This window comes from Nocardia mikamii NBRC 108933 (assembly GCF_001613505.1).
Lineage (GTDB): Bacteria > Actinomycetota > Actinomycetes > Mycobacteriales > Mycobacteriaceae > Nocardia > Nocardia mikamii.
In genome coordinates, this window is the sequence record NZ_BDCM01000002.1 from 119,141 (window position 1) to 138,978 (window position 19,838).

Below are 19,838 nucleotides of genomic sequence, written 5' to 3' on the forward strand. Positions count from 1 at the left end.
ATATCCATGCTCGCCGGCCTCCGCGACGATCGCGAAGGCGGAGCAGCAGTAGTCGGCGACCGCTATCCTCGTGCTCGTGCCATTCGCCCGCGCGATCGATGCCGAAATCCATTACGAGGATTCCGGCGGTCGTGGTCCCGTGGTGCTACTGGGGCACGAATTCTTCATGGACCGAACGATGTTCGCCTCGCAGGCGGCCGCGCTGTCGCCGGAGTTCCGCATCGTCACCTGGGATGCGCGCGGACACGGACGCACCCGCGACGAGGGACTGCCCTTCACCTATTGGACGGCGGCCCGCGACGCACTGACCGTGCTGGATCAGCTCGGCGTCGAACGCGCGGTGGTCGGCGGCACTTCACAGGGCGGGTTCAGCGCCATGCGCACCGCGCTGCTCGCGCCCGAACGGGTGGCCGCGCTGATTCTGATCTCCACCGAGGCGCACAGCCCTACCCCGCAGGAACTCGCGACCTCGCGCCGCTTCCTGGACCGCTGGCGGGAGCCGAATATCCGGCACGCTCTCGCCGAGCACATGGCGCACTGGCTGATCGGCGACGACGCCTGGTATCGGTCGGTTTGGACCAAGCGATGGCTGGCGCGCGACCCCCACGAACTCGAGGTCGCGGCCGGATGCCTGCTGGCCCGCGACTCGATTCTGGATCGGCTGGGTGAAATCACCTGTCCCGCACTGGTCATCCACCCCACGCGGGCCGGCATCCCGCGCGCACACGCGCTGGAAATGGCACGGCGACTGGTCAGATCGCGATTCTGCGAGATCGAGGGTGCCCGGCAGGCGGTCAACATGACCCACCCCGCGCAGGTCAACGCCGCGATTCGCGACTTCCTGCGCGGGGAGGTGCTGACCCGGCTCAACTGATCCGGGTCACGGCGCGCGAACTCAGGCCCGCACGCTGAGGCCGACCCGCTGGAATTCCTTCAGATCGCAGTATCCGGCCTTGGCCATCGAACGACGCAGGCCGCCAACCAGATTCACCGACCCCCACGGATCGCTGGACGGTCCGTAGAGCACCTTCTCCAGGGTGGGCTGCTCGTCCGGCTCGGCGAACTGCAGCAGTGCGCCGCGCGGCACCGACGGATGCGCGGCCGCCGAGGGCCAGTACCAGCCGCGGCCGGGCGCGTCCTGCGCCAGCGCCAGCGGCACCCCCAGCATCGCCGCATCCGCACCGCAGGCGATGGCCTTGGCCAGCTGGCCGGAGGAGACGATGTCACCGTCGGCGATCACGTGGACGTAGCGACCGCCGGTTTCGTCGAGGTAGTCACGGCGAGCGGCGGCGGCATCGGCGATCGCGGTCGCCATCGGGACACCGATACCGAGCACCTCACCGGTGGTGGTGGCGCCGGGCATCGACCCGTACCCGACGATCACGCCGGCGGCGCCGGTGCGCATCAGATGCAGGGCGGTGCGGTGATCGCTGACGCCACCGGCCACGACCGGCACGTCCAGTTCGGCGATGAAGGTCTTCAGGTTCAGCGGTTCCACCGACGAGCCGGAGTCTTCCGCCGGCACCGCGCTCGCGCCGCCGACGTGCTCGGCGGAGATGATGGTGCCGTGGACGACCAGCAGGTCGATGCCGGCCTGCACCAGACTCGGAGTCAGAGCGCGCGCGTTCTGCGGGCTCACCCGCACCGCGACCGTCACCCCCGCGGCGCGCACTTGCGCGACGGCGGCGGCCAGCAGATCGGGCTGCATCGGCGCGGCGTGCAGTTCCTGCAGCAGTTCGACGGCGGCCTCGGGCCCCTTGTGCTCGGCGACCTCGACCAATTGCTCGATGCGCGCGCTCACATCGGCGTGCCGCGCCCACAGGCCCTCGCCGTTGATGACGCCCAGTCCGCCGAGGCGACCCAGTTCGATCGCGAATTCCGGCGACACCAGCGCATCGGTCGGATGCGCGACCACGGGGATGTCGAATCGGTAGGCATCCAGCTGCCATGCCAGCGACACCTGCTTCGACGACCGGGTGCGCCGCGAGGGGACGATGTCGACATCGTCCAGCTCATAGGTACGCCGGGCGGTCCGACCCATCCCGATCTCGACCATGTCCCGCACTGATGTCTCTCCTTAGTGTGTGCTGCCACGCCCGTGTGTGCGACGAACTTGCGCGCGCCGGCGTCACGACGTCGCGGCGATCTCACGCCGACGCGCGTCCATCCTCCCAGTTCCCGGCGTACGCCATACGCCGGGGGCGGTCCGTGTCGGACGGCAGGCATGGGGACCGGCCGGGCGTGGTCACCCATCGACACGACCGACCGGTATCTGATGGACCGCAGGGGGCCGGCTCATCCCGCCGACACGCCTTGTCTCCGAGGCACTTCCGCTATCCCGGCACAGCGGCCGACTTTCCGATGCGAATCCCGACTGGCGGACCCGATCCGCGGGGGCCTCCCGATGTCCGGAAAGCCGCCGCGACGACGGCGTGCACCGAGCGCGGGGGCAGGAACTTCGTCGTCGCCCCTCGCTCCGGCTCCTACTTGCCGCGGCCGGTGTAGTTCGGGGCCTCGACCGTCATGGTGATGTCGTGCGGGTGGCTCTCCTTGAGGCCCGCCGCGGTGATCTGCACGAACTGCGCCTGCTGCAGGTCGGAGATCGACTGCGAACCGGTGTAGCCCATGGCCGCGCGCAGACCGCCCACCAACTGGTGGATGACCTGGTTCACCGGACCGCGGAAAGGCACCCGGCCCTCGATGCCCTCGGGCACCAGCTTGTCCTCGGCCAGCACGTCGTCCTGGAAGTAGCGGTCCTTGGAATAGGACTTGCCCTGTCCGCGTCCCTGCATGGCGCCCAGCGAACCCATGCCGCGATAGCTCTTGAACTGCTTGCCGCCCACCAGGATCAGTTCGCCCGGGGATTCGGCGGTACCGGCGAGCAGCGAGCCGAGCATGACCGTCGACGCGCCGGCGGCGATGGCCTTGGCGACATCGCCGGAGAACTGGATGCCGCCGTCGGCGATCACCGGCACGTCGGCGGCGCGGCACGCGGCCACGGCCTCGAGAATCGCGGTGATCTGCGGGGCGCCGACGCCGGCGACCACGCGGGTGGTGCAGATCGAGCCGGGCCCGACACCCACCTTGACCGCGTCGGCGCCGGCCTCGACCAGTGCCGCCGCACCCTCGCGGGTGGCGATATTGCCGCCGACGACCTGGATCCGGTCGCCGACCTCGTTCTTGACCTTGGCGACCATCTGCAGCACCTGGGCCTGATGGCCGTGCGCGGTATCGACGATCAGCACGTCGACCCCGGCGTCGGCCAGGCTCATCGCGCGCGACCAGGAGTCCTCACCGACACCCACCGCCGCGCCGACCAGCAGACGGCCGTCGCGGTCCTTGGTCGCGTTCGGGTACTGGTCGGTCTTGACGAAGTCCTTGACGGTGATCAGCCCGCGCAGCCGGCCGTTGCCGTCGACGATCGGGAGCTTCTCGATCTTGTGCCGGCGCAACAGGCCGAGCGCGGCCTCGGCCGTGACACCCTCCTGCGCGGTGATCAGCGGCGCCTTGGTCATCACATCGGCGACCCGGCGGTTCTGATCGACCTCGAAACGCATGTCGCGGTTGGTGATGATGCCGACCAGCGCACCGGTCTCGTCCACCACGGGCAGACCCGAGATGCGGAACCGCGCACACATCGCGTCGACCTCGGCGAGGGTGTCGGACGGGCGGCAGGTGACCGGGTCGGTGACCATTCCGGCCTCGGACCGCTTCACCGTCTCCACCTGGGCGGCCTGATCGGCGGCCGACAGATTGCGATGCAACACGCCCATACCGCCGGCGCGGGCCATGGCGATCGCCATCCGCGCCTCGGTGACGGTATCCATCGCCGAACTCACCAGCGGAGTGCGCAGCGTGATCTCGCGGGTCAGCCGGCTGGAGGTCTCGACCGAGCTGGGGATCAGATCGGAAGCGGCCGGCAGCAACAGCACGTCGTCGAACGTGAGGCCGAGCATGGCGATCTTGTTCGGATCGTCACCACCCGTATGCGGGCGGACGGCTCGTTCGCCCATCACGGGACTACTCATCTGATCGACCCCTCCTGGACCTCGAAAGCACCGATACGGCACTCCGGCCCGGCATTCCGGGGACCTCGGTACCGATCGAGAACAGCTGATGGATGGTGGAGCCGAAGCGTGCTACCCGGCGCCTGTGTATCCATGGTATCGGCCGCCTGCGGGGGCGACCTCGTCGCCTCCGACACAGTGGTGGACGAGGGTGACAGCCGCGCAACAAGCGCGTCAAAATGCCTTCAGCGCTGGCGCGGAGGGGGTGGTTCTGCGTACCGTGGGATTGTGCGTGACCATCTACCACCTGGCCTGCCGCCGGACCCCTTCGCCGGAGATCCCTCCGACCCGTCGGCCGCGCTCGATGCCATTGAGCCTGGGGAGCCGCTGGACCCCCATGAGCGCCTAGCGGTCGAAGAGGATCTCGCCGATCTCGCGGTGTACGAGGCGCTGCTGTCCCATCGGGGCATCCGCGGTCTCGTGGTGAGCTGTGAGGATTGCCGGCAGGACCACTACCACGATTGGGACATGCTGCGCGCCAACCTGCTGCAACTGCTGGTCGACGGCACGGTCCGCCCGCACGAGCCCGCCTACGATCCGACGCCGGAGGCCTACGTGACGTGGGACTACTGCCGCGGATACGCGGATGCCTCGATGAACGAAGCTCTGCACGGCGACGGATTCGACGGCTTCGACGCCTGACACGTTCCGCCACAGCCGCGTAGTGCTCGCGCCGGCACAGCCGCGCGCACGTCCGGCGTGTGACTTTTCGCACTTCTGCCGCGTCTTTACTTCTGCGGAACTTCTGCCGAGTCTTTCGGCGCGCACATCTACCCCGGAAAACACGAATCCGACCGCCGGAATCGGCGATCGGTTCTCGTATCGGATATGTCGTACAGCCGGATATGTCGCTCTAGCCGACGCCGGTGTGCAATCCCCCACCGGCCGGCGGCACCACCACGGTCGGCGCCGAGGGCACCGACGGGCGGACCGGGGCGACGGTCTGCTGCTGCGGCTGCGTCGGCGGAACCACCGCCCCTCCACCGATGGTGGTCGGCGAATTGGCGGTGGGCTGATTCGTCGGCGGCAGTTCCTGAGTGGGTGGCTGCTCGTTGGTCGGCGGCTGCTGCTGTGTCGGCGGCTGCTCGTGCGTCGGCGGCTCGGCAGTCGTCGGTGGTTGCTGCTGCTGTTGCGTCGGCGGCTTGGAACCACTCCCCGGCTCGGTGCCCGGCGTACCCGGTACCGAACCGTTCGCTCCCGTTTCGGGCGCGGTCTGGCTGCGCATGATCTCCGGTCCCGGAGTGTTCTGCTTGGAACCGCTGCCCTCGTGCTGGCCCGGGTTGGTGGACTGTCCCGGCGTCGTCGGCGCGACCACGGTCGGAGTGGTCGGCGTCGTACTGGCCTTCGGCTCCAGCGACTCCAGCGCGGCGGCCACCGCGGGTGCGGTCGTCTTCAGCTGATCCAGCAGATGCTGCCAGCGCAGCTGCAGATCCTGCTTGCGCGAATTGTCGTCGACCTGGGTCGTGTTGGTGGAAGCGCTCTCCAACAGTGCCTTGGCCTGTTCCGGATGCCCCTGGTCGATCAGCGTCTGCGCCTTGGCCATATCGTCGTCGGCGCGCTGGGCGATCGTGGTCTGCGCCTGCTGGCTGAACACGACCTCCTTCACCCGCCACAACGGATCACCCGGCTGCGCGCCGTAGGAGAACGCCGTCGTCCCGCCCGCGATCACCGCGACCGCGGCCGCGGCACCCATCAGCGGGCGTACCAGTCGCAGCCTGCCGCGGCGATGGGCGTTGACCCTCGCCTCCCGCGCTCCGATCTCCTGGTTGATGGCCGCTACCACGGCGTCCAGATCGGGACCGGCCGGCATCGGAGTCTCGACGATATCGGCCCGCCAATTCGCGAGCAGGCTCGCGAGTTGATACTCCTCGGCACTGTCGGTCGCGACGGGACCGTCGCCGGCGATGGCGTCGATCAGCGCATCGTCGCGGCGTACCGCCGCGATATCCACCGGCCCGGAATCACCGGACTCCCCGGATGCCTCGGCATAGGGACCGCTGTTCGGCGATCCAAGCCGCGCCTTCCAGTCGCCCCGACCGCGCTCGCCATCCCTAGCCATACATTTCACCTGCCCTCGCCACTTGTGACTTGAGTTTCGCGAGCGCCCGATGCTGAGCCACTCGTATAGCTCCCGCCGTACTGCCCACGGCGACAGCAGTTTCTTCTGCTGACAAACCCATGACCAAACGCAGGATCAGGATCTCTCGATGCTTCTCCGGTAGCGTGGCCAGCAGACTGTTCATCTGCCGGCTCGTTTCGGATTCGAGAGCGCGCTGCTCCGGCCCCTGGTCGGTGGATATGACATCTGGTACTTCGGCCATCGCGTCCGCCTTGTTACGGGCGGCGTTGCGATGAGCGTCGGCGACCTTGTGCGAGGCGATTCCGTACACGAAAGCCATGAACGGCCGCCCCTGGTCCTGGTAACGCGGCAGGGCTGTCATCACAGCCAAGCAGACCTCCTGCGCCACGTCGTCCGCGGAGAGCTGCCCACGCTCCGCGGAACCGATCCGCGCACGGCAATAGCGAACTACCAGCGGGCGGATGATTTCCAGTACCTGGGCTAAAGCGGAACGGTCGCCCTGAGCTGCAGCAGCTACGGCGGCGTCCAACTCCTCGCCCGAGTGCGTCATCGTCAGAGATATTCCTGGCGTTACAAGTGGCACGGCCGGATTTCGACCGGTGCTTCCACCGGTCGGTGGAACGGAACCAACAATAGCGGCTCAGCTATGTGAGTCGGACAACATGGGGGATCACTGCTCACCCGGTTTCCGGACCGAGCCGCAGCCGACCGCCCCGACCAGCCAGGATCTGCGCGTACGCACCCGATTCCGCGGCAGCGCGGCGGGCGGGCTCCGGCTCGCAGACCCCGGCCCGCAACATCGCGGCGGCCCATCGCAACGGCAGCAATCCGTGTGCGGCGCAGTCGGAATCGACCAGCTCGGCCACGGCGCGGCTGCGATCGATGTCACCGTCGCCCGCGGCCGCGGCGGCCACCAGCAGCCGCGACTTCACTTGATGCCGAACCGATCCCATCCGCTCGGCGGCCGCCACAGCCGCCTCGGCGTGAGCCAGGGCAGGCTCGGCGACCAGTCCCGTACGGGGTGCGGCGAGGGCGGTTTCGGCGCTGACCCAATGCCAGCGCACCAGCGTTCGCAGATCCGCGGGTACCCGATCGAGTTCGTCGCGACAGCGCCGCAGCAATCGCGCGGACACCTGGGGCTGCCCGGTTCCGAGCGCGTCCGCGGCCAATCCGGTGAGCGCGTCGCAGACCGCCGCGGCACACATCGAATCGGCCGCCTTCCCCACCGGCAGGTTCACGACCAGCGCCGCCGCGCGCCCGTCCAGAATCGCCGCGCGCGCATGCCAGCCGAGTTGACGCAGCAACGACGCCTCGGTGGAGGCCACGAGCGAGCCGAGTATCGGATCCCTGGTCAGCCGGGCAGCCCGGAGCAATTCGGTGCGCGCCGCCGCGTATCGCCCTTGACCACCGAGGACGACCGCCCGCAGCCACGTTTCGGCGGGGTCGGTGGCGGCGGGAAGATCCGCGGGCGCGATCCCGGGGCGGCCGCCGAACGCCGCGTCGACCAGTACGGCCGCGCTCCCGGAGTCCAGCAACCCGCCGACTCGCGGGGACAAATCCAACACCAGCGCACCTTATCCGGAGGACTGCGGTGCCCCACGCCGCGCACGGGCTATTTCTCAGCGAAAAATCGGCGACACCATGTTTCCATCACGTAAATCTGCAACGAGCTAACCGCCGGCGCACCGAAGTGAAATTCGCATGCTTTTCGGATTATTAACCTGCCCGCCCCGGCTCGGCCATCCGGACTTCTTCCGTGCCACCGGGGCCAGTGTGCCACATCACATATCACACTCCCCAGCGTTGGCAAGTACAACAGGTCATTTCTTCCGCTAAGCACGGCGTGAACTGGGAAAATGCGAGAATCTACGGACACGTCGCAATACTGGCGAAACAAGTCAACCGGTCAGTATCGCTTTCCCGGTCCGGAAAGTAAACAGCATGCAGGTTAAATCTGAGATCTGCCGGAATTGCGATCACTGTCGACGTATCTATTGACGTGATTTCACTGCGCGACCTAACGTACTTCATCGCCGTCGTCGGCGCCGTGCGAAATTGCGGCGACCGCGTACTGCGATCGCCGGAGATCGGCGATACGGTCCGAGCCCGATCTCGGCGAGGTCACTGTCGCCCCCGCCCAGGGTCCGGACAGACCGCTGCTGACAAGCACCGCTCGACAACGCCGACGAGCTCGCACCATGAGGAGTTCACCATGCCCATGCCCACCCACCTCCCCGGTCCCAACGCCGACATCTGGGATTGGCAGATGCGCGGCTCCTGCCGCGGTGTGGACTCCTCCGTCTTCTTCCATCCCGACGGCGAGCGCGGACGCGCGCGCACCCAGCGGGAGTTGCGCGCCAAGGAGATCTGCCGGACCTGCCCGGTGCTCATGCAGTGCCGCAGCCACGCCCTGAAGGTCAGCGAGCCGTACGGCATCTGGGGCGGCATGTCGGAGACCGAACGCGAGCTTCACGCCCGGCGCAATCGCCGCCGGATGGCCGTCTGACCGGCGCACGCGAAATTCGGTCGCACCGCACCGATCCGAACCAGCTGGGGCGCCGAATACCTAGCAAACACCCGGCCACTGAACGTGGCCGGCGACACCGGTACAGCGCAGGTTCTCGGCCACCGCCGATTCGCCTGCCGCATGTTGACCAGCAGCCGCACCCAAGCCTCAGCGTTTCGTGAAAGTCATCGGCGTGTCACGGCGTGTCTTCATACACTCCTCGGCGTGTCGTTTTATGCGCGAAATCCGCTGGGCCACAGGTGCGTTGCTCGACGCACCCCACCTGGAAGGAGGTCATAGCGGCGCGCTACGGTAGTGGCCGATGACACAGAATGGAGCGTTGTGACAACGCGGCCGCCGGCCGCAGAGGGCGACTCGTTCCAAGGATCCATCGGGGACGGTCGGGTGGCCACACCGAGTGTGGACTCTGCGATCACGGCACGCGCAAGCGAAAGTATCGAGCTGGCGGCACTTCTGGAGCGCTGCGGACGGTCCGATCGGCAAGCATTCGCCGAGCTGTACGACCGCACGAGCGCCCGGGTATTCGGATTGGTGCTGCGTGTCCTCCACGATTCCGGTTACGCGGAGGAGACGACCCAGGAGGTCTACCTCCAGATCTGGCGTACCGCAGCCAATTTCGACCCGGCCAAGGGTTCGGCGGTGACCTGGCTGATGACGCTCGCGCATCGGCGCGCCGTCGACCGCGTCCGTGCCGAACAGGCGCACGCCCAGCGTGAGGTCACCTACGGCGCCGCGACTCTCGGCAACGAATTCGACGAGGTCACCGAGGAAGTCGGCCGCCGACTCGAACAACAGGCCGTACGCGAGAGCCTTGCCACCCTCACCGAAACCCAGCGCGAGGCGATCTCGCTGGCGTATTTCGGCGGCCGGACATATGCCGAGGTGGCGACTTACCTCGGAGTAGGGTTACCGACCGTCAAGTCCCGGATTCGGGACGGATTGACACGACTGAAGAAGAGTTTGGGAGTGACGTGAGATGAACGAGAGCCAGATCGATCTCGCGCATACGGTCGCGCTCGGATCGATCGGCGACGAGGACCAGCGCGCGGTGCAGGAGCTGTTCGACTCCGGCGATCCGGTACTGCGCGCGGACTTCGACACGGAAGTGCAACTGACCAGAGAAGCTCTTACCCTGTTCGCCTCGGCGTCGGCCGTCCAGCCACCCGCCACCCTCCGCACCCGGCTCCTGGCCGCGATCGCCGACGATCACGCCCCCGCCGCACCACACATTCGCCCACCGGCTCACCGCAACGGCGAGGAAGCCGGCCCTACCTCCCTCAACTGAGCCTCCGGGTAGACACCACGCTCCAGCTGGACAGCCACTCGCGACGGCCTCTCCACAACGCCAACGGCCCGTTCACGTTTCGAACGTGAACGGGCCGTTGCGGTTGCACAGGCTCCCGTCACCGAGACTTCGGCCCAGCCCGACCCCGCCGGAGCGAAGCGGAGGCCGAAGGGTCAGTGCGCGTGACCGTGGTGGTCGTCGGCCTCTTCCGCGGCCGGCTTCTCGACCACGGCGCTTTCGGTGGTGAGCACCATCCGCGCCACGGAGGTGGCGTTGAGGACCGCGGAACGGGTGACCTTGACCGGGTCGACGACGCCGTCGGTGATCAGGTCGCCGTAGGTCAGGGTGGCGGCGTTGAAGCCGTCCTTGCCCTCGCTGACCTTGCTGACCACGACCGCACCGTCGATCCCGGCGTTGGTGGCGATCCAGTACAGCGGTGCCCGCAGCGCCTGCCGCACGACCTCGACGCCGATGGCCTGGTCACCGGTCAGCGAGTCGCGCAGTTCGACCAGCTTGGTGGCCGCCTGCACCAGCGCGGTTCCACCACCGGAGACGATGCCCTCCTCGACCGCGGCCTTGGCCGCGCTGACCGCGTCCTCGACCCGGTACTTGCGCTCCTTGAGCGCGGTTTCGGTGGCCGCGCCGACCTTGATGACCGCGACGCCGCCGGACAGCTTGGCCAGCCGCTCCTCCAGCTTCTCGCGGTCCCAGTCGGAGTCGGTGGCCTCGATCTCGCCGCGCAGCTGCGCGACGCGCGCGTCGATGGCCTCCTGGGTGCCGGCGCCGTCGACGATGGTGGTCTCGTCCTTGGTGACGACCACGCGGCGGGCGTGGCCGAGCAGGTCCAGACCGGCCTCGCGCAGGCTGATGCCGAGGTCGGGGTTGATCACGGTGCCACCGGTGACAACGGCCAGGTCGTCGAGGAACGCCTTGCGGCGGTCACCGAAGAACGGCGCCTTGACCGCGACGACCTTGAGGGTCTTGCGGATGGCGTTGACGACCAGGGTGGACAGCGCCTCGCCCTCGACGTCCTCGGCGATGATCAGCACCGGCTTGCCGGATTCGGCGATCTTCTCGAGCAGCGGCAGGAAGTCGGGCAGCGAGCTGATCTTCTCCCGGTGCAGCAGCACCTGGACGTCCTCGAGGACGGCTTCCTGCTTGTCGTGATCGGTGACGAAGTAGCCCGACAGGTAGCCCTTGTCGAACTGCACGCCCTCGGTGATCTCCAGGTCGGTGCTGACCGTGGAGGACTCCTCCACGGTGACGACGCCGTCCTTGCCGACCGTCGTCAGCGCCTTGCCGACCATCTCGCCGATCTCCTCGTCACGCGAGGAGACGGTGGCGACCTGGGCGATGGCCTTCTCGCCGGAGACCGGCTGAGCGGCGGCCAGCAGCGCCTCGGAGACGACGTCGGCGGCCTTGCTCATGCCGACGCCGAGGCCGATCGGGTTGGCGCCGGCGGCGAGGTTCTTGAGACCGCCCTTGATGAGGGCCTGGGCCAGCACGGTGGCGGTGGTGGTGCCGTCGCCGGCGACGTCGTTGGTCTTGGTGGCGACGCTCTTGACCAGCTGCGCGCCGAGGTTCTCGAAGGGATCCTCGAGGTCGATGTCGCGTGCGATGGTGACGCCGTCGTTGGTGACGGTGGGGCCGCCGAACGCCTTGGCCAGCACCACGTGCCGGCCGCGCGGGCCGAGGGTGACCTTGACGGCGTCGGCCAGCTTGTCGACGCCGCGTTCCATTGCCCGACGAGCCTTCTCGTCGAACTCGATCTGCTTTGCCATGGTTGAGATGTCCTTGGGGTGGGAGTGGTGGACGGGCCTGCGACGACCCGCGGCCGGGAAGCGGGAGTCACAACGATCACTGCCCCGGGGCCCATGCGTGGGGCACCGGGGCAGTGGTCGTTACGGTGCGATCCGAATCGCGACGGCCGCGAGGGTCATCGGTCGGTCATCACTTGTCGACGACGGCCAGCAGGTCGCGCGCCGACAGGATCAGGTACTCCTCGCCGTTGTACTTGATCTCGGTGCCGCCGTACTTGCTGTAGATGACGACGTCGCCTTCCTTGACATCCAGCGGAATGCGCTTCTCGCCGTCCTCGTCCCACCGGCCGGGTCCTACGGCGACGACGGTGCCCTCCTGGGGCTTCTCCTTCGCCGTGTCGGGGATGACCAGGCCGGAGGCGGTCGTCGTCTCGGCCTCGTTGGCCTGGACGAGGATCTTGTCCTCGAGCGGCTTGATGTTCACGCTCGCCACGTTGAGCCCTCCACTTTCAGGGGATTCGGTCGTCCGGGGCTGTTCCCCGGACTCACGGTTTGGTCACGGTGTTGATGCGGCGTTCGTGGAGCCTTACCACTACCGCCGTGCCGACCCTGCGCACAGCCCCGTCGTCGCGGGTGCCGGGACCCTTGCCCAAAGTCGAGCTGGCACCTGAGCACAACCAGTGCCGACTAGCACTCTATACACGAGAGTGCCAGCGCTCAAGGGTGGGCAGTGCTGACTTCGCGACACGCCCGAGGGCGTGGCAATTGATCCGAAAAATCTGTAACGTTCGGATAACGGATTGTGACAGTATGTAAGACGGTTCCGTGATCGGTCATGTCGTACGACAGCTGTGTCGTTACGGCGTGCCCATCGGCCGTAGCCGTCACGCGATCCGACAAGTACAACCGCTTCACCAATCGCGCGACAACCTCGCGCACACCTGAGACGAGAACAAGACCGCACGTGATCGACGGCCGGTCCCGACCCTGAAAACGGATCGCACCTGATGGGACCGACAGCCTGACGGTATGGCGCCTCACCGGACCGCCTCCCCGACGGAGGAAGACCCGTCCCGATCCGCGCGCGGAGCATTCGCCGCACAGCGGATGCCCCTGTTGTCCGTTCGAGATGGTCGGTTCCACCATGGCCGTCCGCTCGACCAGCTCGAGAAGGGAGGTGAACATGCGAACATCCCTCGGTATCTCCGCCGGGAACGAGGTCGTCTGCTCGGCCGTCGTCGCCACCGCGCCCAACGGGGCCCAGAGTTTCGACTACCGCGTCGTGTCGGCGGATGTGGCACATTCCGATCCGGGTGATCTGGTCGCCTCGTCGATCGAACTGATGACCACGCAGATGCCCCGCGACTATCTGCACCGCGTCGGCACGCACTCGCCCGGCGCCTCGGCGCCGCAGACCCAGCCCGTCCCGGCCGGCGCCATCGCGGTCGCCTACCGCGATCGCGAGCAGGCGATGGCGATTCGCGCCGCGATCGGCCGGCAGCGCCGGGATGTGCAGCTCATCCCCGAAAGTACTGCGGCACTGACCTATTTGCGCGATACCGGCCTGCTCGACCGCTACGAGACGGTGGCGGTGATCGACCTCGGCGCCTCCGGTACGACGGTCACCGTGGCCGATCTGGCCGAGGACACCGTGCTGCGTTCCGAACGCACCGAGGCGATCAGTGGCTCCGCGGTGGACGAGCTGATCTACCACCACCTGCTGGACTGCCATTTCGCCCGCCGCGGCACCCGGCCGAACCGGAACATGCTGATCAATCGCAGCCGGGCGGCCAAGGAGCATCTGTCCATCGCCCCGGCGGTGACCATCGACCACGTCGCCGGGCAGGCGCTGAAGCTGACCCGCGCCGATTTCGCCGAACTGATCGCCGATCTGCTGCACGAGGCGGCCGACTACGCTCGCGCGGTCTTCGCACGCGCGCCGAAAGTCCCGGAGGCGGTGGCGATCATCGGCGGCGGCGCCAACATCGCCTCGTTGGTCGAGGGGCTCGACGCACTGCTCGACATCCCGGTGGTCTCGGTTCCGGAGCCGGAGGCGGTCACCGCGAAAGGTGCGGCGCTGGTGGCCGATTCGGCCCAGCCCTCGACCTTCTCCCCGATCGCCCTGGGGAGCGACGGTTCGGCCGGAACCTTCACCAAAGTGATCGGCACCCTCGTCGGTGCGGTCGTGGTGGTCGGTCTCGTGGTCGGCTACGGCGTCAAGGAACTCGTACCGACCGCCCATCAGGACGTGACTCCGGCGGGTACGACCGATACTCGGCTGACCACACCACCCTCGACCCCCACGCCCGCGGGCACACCGACGGACGGCACCGGGCAGAGCCGGACCGAACATCCGCCGGCGAGCAGCACCCAGCCGGGCAGTTCGGCACCCGGCACATCGCCGGGCAGTTCGCTGCCGACGTCCAATGCCGATCAGGTCCCGCCGGTCACGCCGACCACCAGCGCGCCGGTACTGCGGCCGGATCCGAATCTGCCGCAGATTCCGCTGCCGCCCAACCTGCCTCATCTGCTCGGTCCGCTGCTGGGAACCACCACACCGCAACCGGTTACGCCCGGCACGAGCACACCGAACACCCCGACGCCGGGCGCCGCGCCGACCAAGCCGGGCAGCACCCGGGTTCCGGTGCTGCCGCGTTCGAGTTCCGGATCCGCGGATTCGGACCCGGCCCAGCCCACCGAGCCGGGTGATCCGATTCCGTCCGGGCGGTCGGCAGCGCCCGGCACGGCGACCGTGCAGCCGCAGGATTGAGTCGACACCATCCTCTTCGGGACGGCGTCAGCGAATCTGGCTGGTGGACACCGAAAGTCCCGGGTCGGTCGCGACCGTCAACGGTGACGGTTCCGCGCCGCCCGCGATCACGTGAGCGCCCAGGGTGGCGATCATGACGCCGTTGTCGGTACACAAGCGCGGCTTCGGCACCCGCAGAGTCAGACCGGCGGCCGCGCACCGCTCTTCGGCCATCGACCGGATCCGGGAGTTGGCGGTCGCGCCGCCCCCGAGCACGAGCGTGTCCACATCGACATCCTGCGCCGCCCGCACGGCCTTCATGGTCAGCACATCGGCCACGGCCTCCTGAAACGAGGCCGCGATATCGGGGATCGGCAGTTCGGTCCCGTCGCGCTGGGCCGCCTCGACATAGCGGGCGACGGCGGTCTTGAGCCCGGAGAAGGAGAAGTCGTACCGCGGATCACGCGGCCCGGTCATCCCGCGCGGGAACGCGATCGCGGCCGGATCACCGTGGGCCGCGGCGGCATCCAGCGCCGGGCCACCAGGGAAGCCGAGATCCAGCAGCCGCGCCACCTTGTCGAACGCCTCGCCGGCGGCATCGTCGACGGTGCTGCCCATTTCGACGATCGGCTCGGCGAGATCGGTCACGTGCAGCAGATGGGTGTGCCCGCCGGAGACCAGCAGGGCCACGCACGGCGGCATCGGACCGTGTTCGAGGGTGTCGACGGCGACATGCCCGCCGAGATGGTTCAAGGCGAACAGCGGGATATCCCAGGCCGCCGCATAGGCTTTCGCGGCCGCCACGCCCACCAGCAGCGCGCCGGCCAGGCCCGGCCCGATGGTGACGGCCAGCGCATCCGGCTTGGCGATCCCCGCCGTCGACAGGGCACGCCGCATGGCGGGCACGATGGCCTCGAGATGGGCGCGCGAGGCGATCTCGGGAACCACTCCACCGAACCGCGCGTGCTGGTCGACGCTGGAGGCCACCTCGTCGGCGAGGAGTTCGCAGGTGCCGTCCGGATGGCGGCGCACGATGCCGACACCGGTTTCGTCACAGGAACTTTCGACACCCAGGACGATCATGACAGGACCTCGGAGTCGTGGGCGCGCTCGGCGCCCGGGTGCGGGAATCCGGTCATCGCCGGGCGGCGCATGGTGAACGCGTCGGCGCCGCTCGGCTGGTAGTAGCTCTTACGCAGGCCGATGATGTGGAAGCCGTGCTTCTCGTAGAGCGCGATGGCCGGCGCATTGTCGGTCCGCACCTCGAGGAAGACCGGTCCACCGCGCCGACCGGCCTCGGCCAGCAACGCGCGCAACAGCACGGTCCCGATTCCCCCGCGGTGCACGTCCGGATCGACACCGATGGTGTGGATCTCGGCCTCGGGATGGTCGAGCGTGCCCAGCAGCGCGATGCCCGCGTACCCGAGCAGGCGCCCGGCATCGTCACGCGCCACCAGATAGCGATTGTGCGAGCCGGCCAGCTCCGAGCGGAAGGCCACGTCCGGCCAGGGGTCGTCCTCCGGGAACAGCAGCAGTTCCAGTTCGACGCAGCGCGCGATATCGGCCGGGCCCATCGGTTCGATATGGACCACCGGCGAGGATTCGGTACTCATCGCACCGCCTGATAGCTGCGTTCGACCGCATCGGGCCGGCGCAGATACAGCGGTACCAGCGGCTCCGGGGTCGCGCGCGCGAGGATGTCGTGGGCCGCGCATCGCACCAGCCCCGCGGGCGACGGGGTCTCCACCGGCAACACCGGAAGATCGAAAAAGTCCACGTGCGAGGCCGATCCGGCGATCGCGGTCGCGTCCCCGGAATCGAGATCGACGGGTTTGCACACGCCCGGGCCGTCGACGCGCCCGCTGCGGCGATACCGCGCCCAGTACACCTCGCGACGGCGGGCGTCGGTCACCACGAGCAGTTCGGCGCCGGAACTCTCGTCCTGACCGCCCGGCACCTCGGCCCACGCCTCCGCGGCGATGGCGTCGAGACTGCAGACGCCGTGCACCGGCAGGCCCAGGGCGTCGCCGAAGGCGGCGGCGGTCGCCATACCGACTCGCAGGCCGGTGAACGGGCCGGGGCCGATACCCACCACGACCGCCCCGATATCGGTGCGTGTGCGGTCGGTCTCCTCGAGGCAGGCCAGGATCTGCGGGGTGAGCACCTCGTTGTGGGCGCGCGCGTCCACGGTCACCCGGGAGGCGAGAGTGCGGACCTGCGGCTGTGTGGCGGCCTGCTCCAGTTCCACCAGTCCTGCTGTAACGGCAGGCGTCGCGGTGTCGACAGCAAGTACAAGCATGATTGCCTCAACGATACCGGTTGGTCACCTCCCGTATGCCATCAGCGCCGTCGGCGTATCCGCATGTCGCAACCGCACCGCAAACCGCTGCGCGCGGGAGGTGCGCACGTCGCGACGAGGCGCCCGCGTGGGGGTCGTCAACGACCAAGTGCCGCAACGACTGCCGGGACGCCGATGCGGCGCCGCGCGGCCGGGCGGGCCGGATTGCGCGCTGCCGCGGATTCGCCCGATCGGCGTCGGTGGCGAGCATCACAACCGATCAGTACTGTCCGACCCACTCCCAGGTGGCGGTGCGCGTCTCCGATTCCGCTTCCCGATGCAGCCGCACCCGCAGATGACGGTCCGCGAGATGTTCGACCACCCCGAGCCCCCATTCCACCACCACGACCGACTCGTGCAGATCGGCATCGAGATCCAGGGCGTCCAGCTCGTCGAGATCACCGCCCAGCCGGTAGGCGTCGACGTGCACCAGCGGTATCGACCCCGGCGCCGCGCCGGCGCGATGCTGCCGCGCGATGATGAAGGTCGGTGAGCTGACCCGTCCCTCGACCCCGAGCCCGGCCGCGATCCCCCGGGTCAGCGCGGTCTTCCCCGCGCCGAGTGGACCGTCGAGCACCACCAGATCCCCGGGCCGCAGCTCGGCCGCCAGCTCCCGGCCCAGCGCCTCGGTATCGGCGACCGTGGGCAGCTCCCGGCGCTCGGCCGCGCCCTGATCGTCCGGTGCGCTGTCGCGACGCTCAGCCATTGCTCGCCTCCCGGCCCGCGCCGAATTCGACGGATGAGCCGCCGAAGACGCCCGCGCGCAACAGCAATCGCTCCAGCGCGGCGTTGATCAACTCGGGATACTGCAGATGCACCATATGCGCGGCGTCGGTGACCCGGATCAGATCGGCGTCCGGGAGCCGGGCGGCGAGTTCACGCGAATTACGGAACGGGATGATCAGGTCGTGGTCGCCGCCGACGACCAGCGCCGGCTGCGGTGCGAGCACCGGCAGTGCCGCCGATTCGTCGTGAACCTGTAGTGCTTCGAGGAATTTCACGATGGTCTCGACCGGTGTCCGATCGATCATCGAGGTGGTGAATCGCGACAGTGTGGGACTGACGTCGCCGTGGAACGAACTGACATGCAGTACCGGGGTGATCAGCTGGCGTGCCGTGACCCGTCCCGCCTGCACCAGTGCCGGGGAGGTGTGGACGAGTACCCGGAACCCGTCGATCGCCGGACTGCGCAACAGCTGTGCCGCACCGGCGCGGGTCACTCCGGCCGCGGTGGTGGACAGCAGAGCGGAAGCCAGCACACGGCGCTCGAACAATCGGGGATTCCGGGCGGCCGCCGCGAGAATCGCCATCCCGCCCATCGAATGCCCCACGAGCACCAGCGGCCCGTCGGGGGCGCACTCGTCGATCACCCGCAGCAGGTCACGTCCCAGCTGCGCGACCGTGCAGCTCGCACTGCTCGGCGTGCCGGAGCTGCCGTGCCCGCGCAGATCGAAGAACACCATGCGAAGCTGCTCGCCCCACTGCCGCGCCAGATCGCGGCGCTGAAAGTGGAACGAGTGCATGCTGTTACAGAATCCGTGCACGAAAACGACCGTGGCGGAGGGATTCTCGGCGCCGACGACGCGGGCGGCCAGCGGCACGCCGTCGTCGGCCACCACGCGGCGCGCGGGGTCGCGGTCCAGCAGCGTGAAATCCTCGTCGCGCAGATCGTCACCGCGGGCCGGCCAGGCGACGGCGGCGCCCATTCGCCGCAGGGCCTGCGCACCAGCCAGTGCGCCCAGCACGCTCGCGGATGCCACCCCACCCCGCAGCAGTGTGGACCGTACCCGCCGCGCGTTCCGAAACCGATGTGCCCGTTCGGGTTCCATCACACCACCCCTGCCTGTCCGGTATAGCCTCGCACGACACGGCCACGGGGGGAACACACGATCTCGTAGTGGATGGTGTTCATCAGTTCCGCCCACCGCTGTGGGTGCGGATCGCCGGGAGCCCCGCCGAACAGCACCGCGTGGTCGCCCTCCTGCACTCCCTGCCGGTTCTCGCCGAGGTCCACGACCAGCTGATCCATACATACCCGGCCGATGTTCGGATACTCCGCATCCCCGATCCGCAGTGCGATCCGGCCGCCCAGACCGCGCGGCACACCGTCGGCATAGCCCGCCGGGATGAGCGCCACCGTGGTGTCGTGCGGCGCGATCCACTCGTGGCCGTAGGACACGCCCTCCCCCTGCGCCACCCGCTTGACCAGGGCGACCCGGGCCCCGAAGGTCATGGCCGGACGCAGGCCGAAGTCGGAGATCTCCGGAATCGGACTGAGGCCGTAGACGGCGATACCGGGCCGCACCATGTCGAACGCCAGATCGGGCCGGGTGAGGGTGGCCGCGGAGTTGGCCAGGTGGACCACCTCGGGCTGCAGCCCGTAATCCTTGGCGACCGCGATGGCCTCGACGAATCTGTCCCGCTGCACATCGATGACCGGATGCTGCGGCTGATCGGCGTGGGCGAGATGGGAGAACATCGCCCGCAGATGCACCACCTGCTCCGCGACCAGCTCCTGCAGCAGCGCCAGCACGTGCGGGTATTCCGTGGAGGAGACACCGTTGCGGTTCAGGCCGGTGTCGAGCTTCAGTGTGACGGTCGCAGTGGTTCCGCTCGCCCGCGCCGCGCGCTCGACCGCCCGCAGATGGGCGGTCGAGGACACGCCGATCTCGACGTCGGCGGCAATCGCGGCGGCATAGTCCGCGTCGGAGGTGTTGAGCCAGCTGAGGATGGGCGCGGTGATCCCGGCCGCGCGCAGCTCGAGCGCCTCGGGAATGGTGGTCACCCCGAGTTCGGCCGCGCCTGCGGCCAGTGCCGCCCGGCCGACCTGCACCGCGCCGTGGTTGTAGGCGTCGGCCTTCACCACCACCATCACCGCGGCATCGCCCGCGTGTTCGCGCAGTATCCGCACGTTGTGTGCGATGGCATCCAGATCGACGACGGTCTCCACCTGCGGATCAGCGCTACTCACGGCTACCGATCCTGCCACGCGCCGCGCCGCGGCCACCCGGCGCGCCCGACCGGCTTCGGAT

The 19,838-nt window shown here is 68.6% G+C and carries 19 protein-coding genes; 6 read left to right on the top strand and 13 right to left on the bottom strand.

Translation table 11 applies throughout. From position 1 onward, the window contains the following. Window positions 1-76 precede the first annotated feature (76 nt). A complete protein-coding gene (locus NMI01S_RS01120) occupies window positions 77-874 on the top strand; it encodes an alpha/beta fold hydrolase (RefSeq protein ID WP_062994258.1) in 798 nt (265 codons plus the stop codon). Between the two features lie 21 nt (window positions 875-895). On the opposite strand, the gene NMI01S_RS01125 is transcribed toward NMI01S_RS01120, so the two are convergent. Further along, window positions 896-2,065 carry a GuaB3 family IMP dehydrogenase-related protein gene (locus NMI01S_RS01125; RefSeq protein ID WP_062994175.1) on the bottom strand — a complete coding sequence of 390 codons (1,170 nt, stop codon included), beginning with the start codon at window positions 2,063-2,065 and terminating at the stop codon, window positions 896-898. A 418-nt stretch (window positions 2,066-2,483) separates the two neighbouring features. Beyond that, window positions 2,484-4,028, bottom strand: a complete 1,545-nt coding sequence (guaB, locus tag NMI01S_RS01130; RefSeq protein ID WP_223273388.1) for an IMP dehydrogenase — start codon at window positions 4,026-4,028, stop codon at window positions 2,484-2,486. A 267-nt stretch (window positions 4,029-4,295) separates the two neighbouring features. On the opposite strand from guaB, the gene NMI01S_RS01135 reads away from it, so the two are divergent. Continuing rightward, the gene (locus NMI01S_RS01135) at window positions 4,296-4,709 is read left to right on the top strand and encodes a DUF5319 domain-containing protein (protein WP_025347353.1); all 414 of its coding nucleotides are present in this window, start codon (window positions 4,296-4,298) and stop codon (window positions 4,707-4,709) included. Window positions 4,710-4,920: 211 nt separating this feature from the next. On the opposite strand, the gene NMI01S_RS01140 is transcribed toward NMI01S_RS01135, so the two are convergent. The 3 genes from NMI01S_RS01140 to NMI01S_RS01150 form a co-directional block, all read right to left on the bottom strand. Further along, complete coding sequence (locus tag NMI01S_RS01140; protein WP_084512118.1) at window positions 4,921-6,126, bottom strand: anti-sigma-D factor RsdA; 1,206 nt, start codon at window positions 6,124-6,126, stop codon at window positions 4,921-4,923. Next, window positions 6,119-6,697 carry a sigma-70 family RNA polymerase sigma factor gene (locus NMI01S_RS01145; protein ID WP_030513512.1) on the bottom strand — a complete coding sequence of 193 codons (579 nt, stop codon included), beginning with the start codon at window positions 6,695-6,697 and terminating at the stop codon, window positions 6,119-6,121. Before NMI01S_RS01145 ends, NMI01S_RS01140 begins: the two co-directional genes overlap by 8 nt. Before the next feature lie 127 nt (window positions 6,698-6,824). After that, window positions 6,825-7,712, bottom strand: coding sequence for a hypothetical protein (locus tag NMI01S_RS01150; RefSeq protein WP_245716650.1), 888 nt, complete (start codon window positions 7,710-7,712; stop codon window positions 6,825-6,827). A gap of 647 nt (window positions 7,713-8,359) precedes the next feature. Between NMI01S_RS01150 and NMI01S_RS01155 the strand changes: the two genes are divergently transcribed. The 3 genes from NMI01S_RS01155 (at window position 8,360) to NMI01S_RS01165 (ending at window position 9,959) form a co-directional block, all read left to right on the top strand. Beyond that, a complete protein-coding gene (locus NMI01S_RS01155; protein ID WP_030513510.1) occupies window positions 8,360-8,653 on the top strand; it encodes a WhiB family transcriptional regulator in 294 nt (97 codons plus the stop codon). Window positions 8,654-9,073: 420 nt separating this feature from the next. Next, entirely contained in the window at window positions 9,074-9,649 is a 576-nt protein-coding gene (locus NMI01S_RS01160; RefSeq protein ID WP_039776622.1) for a sigma-70 family RNA polymerase sigma factor, read from the top strand. A gap of 1 nt (window position 9,650) precedes the next feature. Continuing rightward, a complete protein-coding gene (locus NMI01S_RS01165) occupies window positions 9,651-9,959 on the top strand; it encodes an RskA family anti-sigma factor (protein ID WP_245716651.1) in 309 nt (102 codons plus the stop codon). 173 nt (window positions 9,960-10,132) lie between these two features. Here the strand turns inward: NMI01S_RS01165 and groL are convergent, their stop codons facing one another. Together groL and groES are read right to left on the bottom strand one after the other, a co-directional pair. Continuing rightward, the gene (groL, locus tag NMI01S_RS01170; RefSeq protein WP_062994177.1) at window positions 10,133-11,740 is read right to left on the bottom strand and encodes a chaperonin GroEL; all 1,608 of its coding nucleotides are present in this window, start codon (window positions 11,738-11,740) and stop codon (window positions 10,133-10,135) included. A gap of 169 nt (window positions 11,741-11,909) precedes the next feature. Beyond that, on the bottom strand, window positions 11,910-12,212 hold the full coding sequence (gene groES, locus NMI01S_RS01175) for a co-chaperone GroES (RefSeq protein WP_030513506.1): 303 nt from the start codon (window positions 12,210-12,212) through the stop codon (window positions 11,910-11,912). Window positions 12,213-12,902: 690 nt separating this feature from the next. On the opposite strand from groES, the gene NMI01S_RS01180 reads away from it, so the two are divergent. Beyond that, window positions 12,903-14,489 carry a DUF7159 family protein gene (locus NMI01S_RS01180; protein ID WP_157125996.1) on the top strand — a complete coding sequence of 529 codons (1,587 nt, stop codon included), beginning with the start codon at window positions 12,903-12,905 and terminating at the stop codon, window positions 14,487-14,489. Between the two features lie 27 nt (window positions 14,490-14,516). Here NMI01S_RS01180 and tsaD read toward each other — a convergent pair whose 3' ends face one another. The 6 genes from tsaD to alr form a co-directional block, all read right to left on the bottom strand. Beyond that, complete coding sequence (tsaD, locus tag NMI01S_RS01185; RefSeq protein WP_062994178.1) at window positions 14,517-15,551, bottom strand: tRNA (adenosine(37)-N6)-threonylcarbamoyltransferase complex transferase subunit TsaD; 1,035 nt, start codon at window positions 15,549-15,551, stop codon at window positions 14,517-14,519. After that, on the bottom strand, window positions 15,548-16,081 hold the full coding sequence (rimI, locus tag NMI01S_RS01190) for a ribosomal protein S18-alanine N-acetyltransferase (protein ID WP_062994179.1): 534 nt from the start codon (window positions 16,079-16,081) through the stop codon (window positions 15,548-15,550). Before rimI ends, tsaD begins: the two co-directional genes overlap by 4 nt. Next, window positions 16,078-16,767, bottom strand: a complete 690-nt coding sequence (tsaB, locus tag NMI01S_RS01195) for a tRNA (adenosine(37)-N6)-threonylcarbamoyltransferase complex dimerization subunit type 1 TsaB (protein ID WP_062994180.1) — start codon at window positions 16,765-16,767, stop codon at window positions 16,078-16,080. The genes rimI and tsaB overlap by 4 nt, the downstream gene beginning before the upstream one ends. 259 nt (window positions 16,768-17,026) lie before the next feature. After that, window positions 17,027-17,512: a tRNA (adenosine(37)-N6)-threonylcarbamoyltransferase complex ATPase subunit type 1 TsaE gene (tsaE, locus tag NMI01S_RS01200; protein WP_062994181.1), complete on the bottom strand. Its 486-nt coding sequence runs from the start codon at window positions 17,510-17,512 to the stop codon at window positions 17,027-17,029. Continuing rightward, window positions 17,505-18,635, bottom strand: a complete 1,131-nt coding sequence (locus NMI01S_RS01205) for an alpha/beta fold hydrolase (RefSeq protein WP_062994182.1) — start codon at window positions 18,633-18,635, stop codon at window positions 17,505-17,507. The genes tsaE and NMI01S_RS01205 overlap by 8 nt, the downstream gene beginning before the upstream one ends. Beyond that, complete coding sequence (gene alr / locus NMI01S_RS01210; RefSeq protein ID WP_245716652.1) at window positions 18,635-19,777, bottom strand: alanine racemase; 1,143 nt, start codon at window positions 19,775-19,777, stop codon at window positions 18,635-18,637. The genes NMI01S_RS01205 and alr overlap by 1 nt, the downstream gene beginning before the upstream one ends. Window positions 19,778-19,838 lie beyond the last annotated feature (61 nt).